The sequence below is a fragment of the Sphingosinicella sp. genome, assembly GCF_052387495.1.
Taxonomy (GTDB): Bacteria; Pseudomonadota; Alphaproteobacteria; order Sphingomonadales; family Sphingomonadaceae; genus Allosphingosinicella.
Genome location: NZ_JBQTJC010000221.1, coordinates 1 through 6,192 on the forward strand (window position 1 = coordinate 1; position 6,192 = coordinate 6,192).

7 protein-coding genes and 1 pseudogene are annotated in these 6,192 nt (G+C 65.3%); 7 read left to right on the top strand and 1 reads right to left on the bottom strand.

The genetic code is table 11. The annotated features are described in order from the left end of the window. Positions 1-118: 118 nt before the first annotated feature. Positions 119-445, bottom strand: a complete 327-nt coding sequence (locus ACT4N8_RS12175; RefSeq protein ID WP_444858394.1) for an ArsR/SmtB family transcription factor — start codon at positions 443-445, stop codon at positions 119-121. Between the two features lie 46 nt (positions 446-491). On the opposite strand from ACT4N8_RS12175, the gene ACT4N8_RS12180 reads away from it, so the two are divergent. The 7 genes and pseudogenes from ACT4N8_RS12180 to ACT4N8_RS12210 all read left to right on the top strand — a co-directional run. Beyond that, positions 492-980, top strand: coding sequence for an SRPBCC domain-containing protein (locus tag ACT4N8_RS12180; protein WP_444858395.1), 489 nt, complete (start codon positions 492-494; stop codon positions 978-980). Between the two features lie 58 nt (positions 981-1,038). Continuing rightward, complete coding sequence (locus tag ACT4N8_RS12185; RefSeq protein WP_444858396.1) at positions 1,039-2,565, top strand: acyl-CoA carboxylase subunit beta; 1,527 nt, start codon at positions 1,039-1,041, stop codon at positions 2,563-2,565. A 9-nt stretch (positions 2,566-2,574) separates the two neighbouring features. Next, positions 2,575-2,907: a hypothetical protein gene (locus tag ACT4N8_RS12190; RefSeq protein ID WP_444858397.1), complete on the top strand. Its 333-nt coding sequence runs from the start codon at positions 2,575-2,577 to the stop codon at positions 2,905-2,907. A 37-nt stretch (positions 2,908-2,944) separates the two neighbouring features. After that, positions 2,945-3,190 (top strand): hypothetical protein, encoded by a 246-nt coding sequence (locus tag ACT4N8_RS12195; RefSeq protein WP_444858398.1) that lies wholly within the window; start codon positions 2,945-2,947, stop codon positions 3,188-3,190. Between the two features lie 114 nt (positions 3,191-3,304). Further along, positions 3,305-3,727 carry a methylmalonyl-CoA epimerase gene (gene mce / locus ACT4N8_RS12200; protein ID WP_444858399.1) on the top strand — a complete coding sequence of 141 codons (423 nt, stop codon included), beginning with the start codon at positions 3,305-3,307 and terminating at the stop codon, positions 3,725-3,727. Between the two features lie 97 nt (positions 3,728-3,824). Then, complete coding sequence (gene scpA, locus ACT4N8_RS12205; RefSeq protein ID WP_444858400.1) at positions 3,825-5,969, top strand: methylmalonyl-CoA mutase; 2,145 nt, start codon at positions 3,825-3,827, stop codon at positions 5,967-5,969. Further along, positions 5,966-6,192, top strand: a pseudogene (locus ACT4N8_RS12210) (biotin synthase BioB); the annotation flags it as partial. The gene scpA and the pseudogene ACT4N8_RS12210, both read left to right, overlap by 4 nt.

The window sequence follows — 6,192 nt, forward strand, 5'->3', positions numbered from 1 at the left end:
CGCTGACCGACGCCCTCGCCGCCGAGCGCGTCGCCCAGCGCGACGCCGGCCGCACGGAAGATTTCAAGCAGGCGGTCTACGCCTTCCTGCAGAAGCGCCAGCCGACCTTTGACGGCCGCTAGACCCGTTCGAGATCCGTCTTCAGCCGGTCGAGCAGGCCGACCGCGTGGGCGGCATAAGGGCCGATCCAGCGGTCGTGGATGTGCTTGATCGGCAGCGGATTGAGGTGATTCCACCGCTCCCGCCCCTTGCGCTGAACGATCACCAGCTCCGCCTCCTCGAGCACCTTCAGATGCTGCATCACCGTGCAGCGGTCGAGGTCCGGAAATAGAGCGCAGAGCGCCCCGGTGGTTTGCGGATCGTCCTTCAGCAGATCGAGGATCGAGCGCCGCGTCGACGCCGACAGCGCCTTGAAGATCCGGTCGTTGCGGGCCTCGATTGACATGTTATAGACTTATAACATATAAGCGGGCAGAGCAAGGAGAATCGCCATGGACCTCAAGTTCAAGATCAGCGGCTACATCGCCCGCCCCGTCCACGACGTGTTCGAGGCGGTGGCCGATCCGGACACGCTTTCCCGCTACTTCACCACCGGCGGCGCCAAGGGCCGGATCGAGGAAGGGGCGACCGTGATGTGGGACTTTCACGATTTTCCCGGCGCTTTTCCGGTCGAGGTGGTCGAGGTCGTACCGGATCGGAAGATCGTCCTCAAATGGGAAGCCTATGAGGGGCCGCCTCCGGAGGGCGGGGGCGACATTCCGGCCGAAGCGGCGGCCGGCTACCAGACGACGGTTACGATGGAGTTCGATCCGCAAGGCGACGATCGCACCCTGGTGACGATCGCCGAGGAAGGCTGGCGCGAAACCGAGCGCGGCCTGCAGGGCAGCTACGGCAACTGCCAGGGCTGGGCGCAGATGCTGTGCGCGATGAAGGCCTGGGTCGAGCACGGCATCAACCTGCGCGAGGGCTTCTACAAATAGCCTGGCCGCGCCCCGGCCGCGGTTTGCCACGACGCCCGGTCGCGCATAAGACCCGACCATGGCGACGACCATCGAAGAGCTCGAGAAACGCCGCGAGCAGGCGCGGCTCGGGGGCGGCGAGAAACGGATCGCGGCGCAGCACGCCAAGGGGCGGCTGACCGCGCGCGAGCGCCTGACGGTGCTGCTCGATCCCGACAGTCTCGAAGAATATGACATGTTCGTCGAGCACAATTGCGCCGATTTCGGCATGGCCGAGCAGGTCATTCCGGGCGACGGCGTCGTCACCGGCTCGGGCACGATCAACGGCCGCCTCGTCTATGTCTTCGCGCAGGATTTCACCGTCTTCGGCGGCTCGCTCTCCGAACGCCACGCGCAGAAAATCTGCAAGGTCATGGACATGGCGATGAAGGTCGGGGCACCGGTCATCGGCCTCAACGACAGCGGCGGCGCCCGCATCCAGGAGGGCGTCGCCAGCCTCGGCGGCTATGCCGAGGTGTTCCAGCGCAACGTCCTCGCCTCGGGCGTGATCCCGCAAATCTCCCTGATCATGGGCCCCTGCGCGGGCGGCGCGGTCTATTCTCCAGCGATGACCGACTTCATCTTCATGGTGAAGGATAGCTCCTACATGTTCGTTACCGGGCCCGACGTGGTGAAGACCGTCACGAACGAGGTCGTGACCCAGGATGAGCTGGGCGGCGCGGTCACCCATACGACCAAGTCAGGCGTCGCCGACGTCGCCTTCGAGAACGACATCGACGCGCTTCTGGCGACGCGCGATTTCTTCGATTTTCTGCCGCTCTCCAACCGCCACGATCTGCCGGAGCGGCCTTCGAACGATCCCTGGGACCGGACCGACGAGAGCCTCGACACCTTGATCCCGGACAGCGCGAGCAAGCCCTACGACATGCGCGAGCTGATCCGCAAAGTGCTCGACGAGGGCGATTTCTTCGAGCTCCAGCCCGCCCATGCCGCCAACATCATCACCGGCTTCGGCCGGGTCGAGGGGCGGACAGTGGGCGTGGTCGCCAACCAGCCGATGGTGCTCGCCGGCGTGCTCGACATCAAATCCTCGAAGAAGGCCGCCCGCTTCGTACGCTTCTGCGACGCCTTCGATATTCCGATCGTCACCTTCGTCGACGTGCCGGGCTTCCTCCCCGGCGTCGCGCAGGAGCATGAGGGGATCATCAAGAACGGCGCCAAATTGCTCTTCGCTTATGCCGAGGCGACCGTGCCCAAGATTACTGTCATCACCCGCAAGGCTTATGGCGGCGCCTATGACGTGATGGCCTCCAAGCATCTGCGCGGCGACCTCAATTATGCCTGGCCGACCGCCGAAATCGCCGTGATGGGCGCCAAGGGCGCGGTCGAGATCATCTTCAGGGGCAAGACGCCGGAGGAGATCGCCGAGCGCACCGCCGAATACGAAGAGCGCTTCGCCAACCCCTTCGTCGCGGCCTCAATGGGCTTCATTGATGAGGTGATTTACCCCCACTCCACCCGCCGCCGCATCGCCCTGGGCTTGCGCAAGCTGCGCGACAAGCAGCTCGAAAACCCGTGGAAAAAGCATGACAATATCCCGCTTTAGGAGGTCGTCATGACCAAATGCCGAGTAAATTGGGGGCGCTCCGAGGACGGCGAGGCCGTGAGGCTGTGGGAAATATATAATACCTCTTTCAATAACCTATTTGTGCTTGCCAAAGATCGTAATGAAGCTCTCTCGATCGCTCATGCAGCCGGTCACATATATTACACGACCAACACTCTCTTCGATCAAGGGCGCCGTGCCTATGAAGTGACGGGTCCGTCATCCAACATGTCGAATTCTCATTGGGACATGGTCCAACTGGCAATTAATCGGCGCGTTCAGGGCACTGTCCATTTTGATGGTGAGCAGGTCGCTGTTGGCAGAGAGGTGATCGCTCCATGAACCTCGGCCGTCTAACCCATATCGAGCTCGCTCGCACTTGAGCTTCCAGGGCGACAATCTTCTCATCGGCCTCGTCTGCCTCGCGCTGCTGCCGATCATTGCCTGGCGCATTCTTCGCGGGCTGCGGGAGGGGCGGTTGCCGCTTTATCGCTCCTGTCTCGAGCGTGGCGACAATGCGGCGAAGTTCGGCGTGCTGCTGGCGCTGCATGCGGTGACGTTCATCCTGATCGCCGTCGTCGCGGCGGATCTGCTGCTGGACCTTGGCTTGCGCGAAGGGCTCTGACTCCGCCTGCTCGTCATGCCGGACTTGATCCGGCATCCGCCTTTCTTCTTAAGGGTTGCGTGAAGAGAAGATGGACCCCGGATCAAGTCCGGGGTGACGATTGGAGATCGGAAAATGCCCTTGGGCCGCCTGAACCATGTCGGCGTCGCCACCCCATCGATCGAAACGAGTGTCGCGCTCTATCGCGAAATGCTCGGCGCGACCAAGGTCCACGAGCCGTTCGATCTGCCCGCGCAGGGCGTCCGGGTCTGCTTCGTCGATACGCCGAACAGCCAGATCGAGCTGATCGAGCCACTCGGCCCGGAGTCGCCGATCGTGACGTTTCTCGAGAAGAACCCGGCGGGCGGGCAGCATCATGTCTGCTTCGAGGTACCGGACATCCACGCCGCCAAGGCCGAGCTGGAGGCGAAGGGCGCCCGGGTGTTGGGCGAACCCCGGATCGGCGCGCACGGCACGCTCGTCTTCTTCGTCCACCCGAAGGATATGGGCGGGGTGCTCACGGAAATTATGGAGAGCCCGCGGGACGGCGGGCATTGACTTTCCTTGTTCCCCGGCGAAGGCCGGGGCCCAGGCGGCGCTCCCGCGTCGTCCTTTGTTTAGGGCTGGACCCCGGCCTGCGCCGGGGAGCATCTGAATGAGCGATCGCAAGCCAACGAGATCAGACTGGGAAGCCGCCGCCGCGAAGGAAGTGAAGGGCAAGGACCTGACCGCGCGCACGCCCGAGGGGATCGACGTGCGGCCGCTCTACACGGCCAAGGATGTCGAGGGGCTGGACCCCGGCCTCCCCGGCTTCGCGCCGTTCACGCGCGGGCCCTATGCCTCGATGTACACCGGGCGGCCGTGGACCATTCGCCAATATGCGGGCTTCTCCACCGCCGAGGATTCGAACGCCTTCTACCGCCGCAACCTCGCCGCCGGGCAGAAGGGGCTCTCGGTCGCCTTCGATCTCGCCACCCACCGGGGCTATGACAGCGACCATCCCCGCGTCGTCGGCGATGTCGGCAAGGCGGGCGTTGCGATCGACACGCTCGAGGACATGAAGATCCTCTTCGACGGCATCCCGCTCGACGAGATGTCGGTCTCGATGACGATGAACGGCGCGGTGCTACCGGTGATGGCCTTCTACATCGTCGCGGCGGAGGAGCAGGGGGTGAGCCAGACGCAGCTCACCGGCACGATCCAGAACGACATTTTGAAAGAGTTCGCGGTCCGCAACACCTACATCTATCCGCCCGAGCCCTCGATGCGGATCGTCGCGGACATCATCCAATATTGCTCGGCCCACATGCCGAAGTTCAACTCCATCTCGATCTCGGGCTATCACATGCACGAGGCCGGGGCGACGGCGGTGCAGGAGCTCGCGTTCACCCTCGCCGACGGCATGGATTATGTCCGCGCCGCCCGCGCCAAGGGGCTGGACGTCGATGCCTTCGCGCCGCGGCTCAGCTTCTTCTTCGGCATCGGCATGAACTTCTTCATGGAGGTCGCGAAGCTGCGCGTGGCGCGGCTGCTCTGGCACCGGATCATGGACGGCTTCGGCGCGCAAAATCCCAAATCCAAGATGCTGCGCACCCATTGCCAGACCTCGGGCGTGTCGCTGACCGAGCAGGACCCCTGGAACAACGTGATTCGCACCACGATCGAGGCGATGGCGGCGGTGCTCGGCGGCACCCAGTCGCTGCACACCAACAGCTTCGACGAGGCGGTCGCGCTGCCCACCGATTTCTCCGCTCGGATCGCGCGCAACACGCAGCTCGTCCTCGCCGAGGAGAGCGGCATCGCCAACGTCGCCGATCCGCTCGGCGGCTCTTATTATGTCGAGGCGCTCACCAAGGAGCTGGCGGACAAGGCCTGGGCGCTGATCGAGGAGGTGGAAGACCTCGGCGGGATGACCGCCGCGGTCGCCGCCGGCATGCCCAAGCGCCGCATCGAGGAGGCGGCCGCAGCGCGTGCCGCCCGGGTCGACCGCGGCGAGACGGTGATCGTCGGCGTCAACCGCTACCGGCTGCCGGAAGAGACGCATCTCGATATCCTCGAAGTCGACAACGCCAAGGTCCGCGCCGGGCAGATCAGGGGCCTGGAGCAGGTCCGCGCCGGCCGCGATGGGGCGAAGGCCGAGGCGGCGCTGGACGCCTTGCGCGAGGGAGCGAAGGGCGACGCCAATCTGCTCGCTCTGTCGGTCGAGGCCGCCCGCGCTCGCTGTACCCTGGGCGAGATCAGCCTGGCGCTGGAGGACGCGTTTGGCCGCTACGGGACGGTGCCGACGCCCGTTCAGGGCATCTACGGCGCCGCCTGGGCGGACGATCCCGCCTGGGACCGCGCGAAGGACGGCGTCGGCGCGGTCGGCACCCGGCTGGGCCGCAAGCCGCGCATGCTGGTCGCCAAGATGGGCCAGGACGGCCACGACCGCGGCGCTAACCTCGTCTCCTCCGCCTTCGCCGACCTGGGCTTCGAGATCGTCCCCGGCCCGCTCTTCCAGACGCCGGAGGAAAGCGCCCGTCTCGCCGTCGAGAAAGGCGTGGACGTGGTCGGCGCCTCCAGCCTCGCCGCCGGCCACAAGACGCTCGTCCCCGAGCTGATCGGCCATTTGCGCGATCTGGGCCGCCCCGACATCAAGGTCGTCGTCGGCGGAGTCATCCCGCCCCAGGATTACGACATGCTGCGCGAAGCCGGCGTGCAGGCGATCTTCGGCCCCGGCACCAATCTGGTCGAGGCGGCCGGCGAGGTGCTGAAGCTGCTCGGCCACAATTTGCCGCCGCTCGAGGAGGCCGCGGAATGATCCGGACCGACTGGGCCCGCCACGAGATCGCGGCGCTGTTCGGCCTCCCGCTGCTCGACCTGCTCTGGCAGGCTCAGCAGATCCATCGCCGTCACCACGCGCCGAACGAGGTGCAGCTCTCGACCCTGCTCAGCATCAAGACCGGCGGCTGCCCGGAGGATTGCGGCTATTGCTCGCAATCCGCCCACGCGAAGACGGGGCTCAAGGCCGAGAAGCTGATGGA

Coding starts and splice junctions, on each gene's coding strand:
- ACT4N8_RS12185 (WP_444858396.1), top strand. CDS start 1,039: ATGGCGACGACCATCGAAGAGCTCGAGAAACGCCGCGAGCAGGCGCGG.
- ACT4N8_RS12190 (WP_444858397.1), top strand. CDS start 2,575: ATGACCAAATGCCGAGTAAATTGGGGGCGCTCCGAGGACGGCGAGGCC.
- mce (WP_444858399.1), top strand. CDS start 3,305: ATGCCCTTGGGCCGCCTGAACCATGTCGGCGTCGCCACCCCATCGATC.
- ACT4N8_RS12175 (WP_444858394.1), bottom strand. CDS start 445: ATGTCAATCGAGGCCCGCAACGACCGGATCTTCAAGGCGCTGTCGGCG.
- ACT4N8_RS12180 (WP_444858395.1), top strand. CDS start 492: ATGGACCTCAAGTTCAAGATCAGCGGCTACATCGCCCGCCCCGTCCAC.
- scpA (WP_444858400.1), top strand. CDS start 3,825: ATGAGCGATCGCAAGCCAACGAGATCAGACTGGGAAGCCGCCGCCGCG.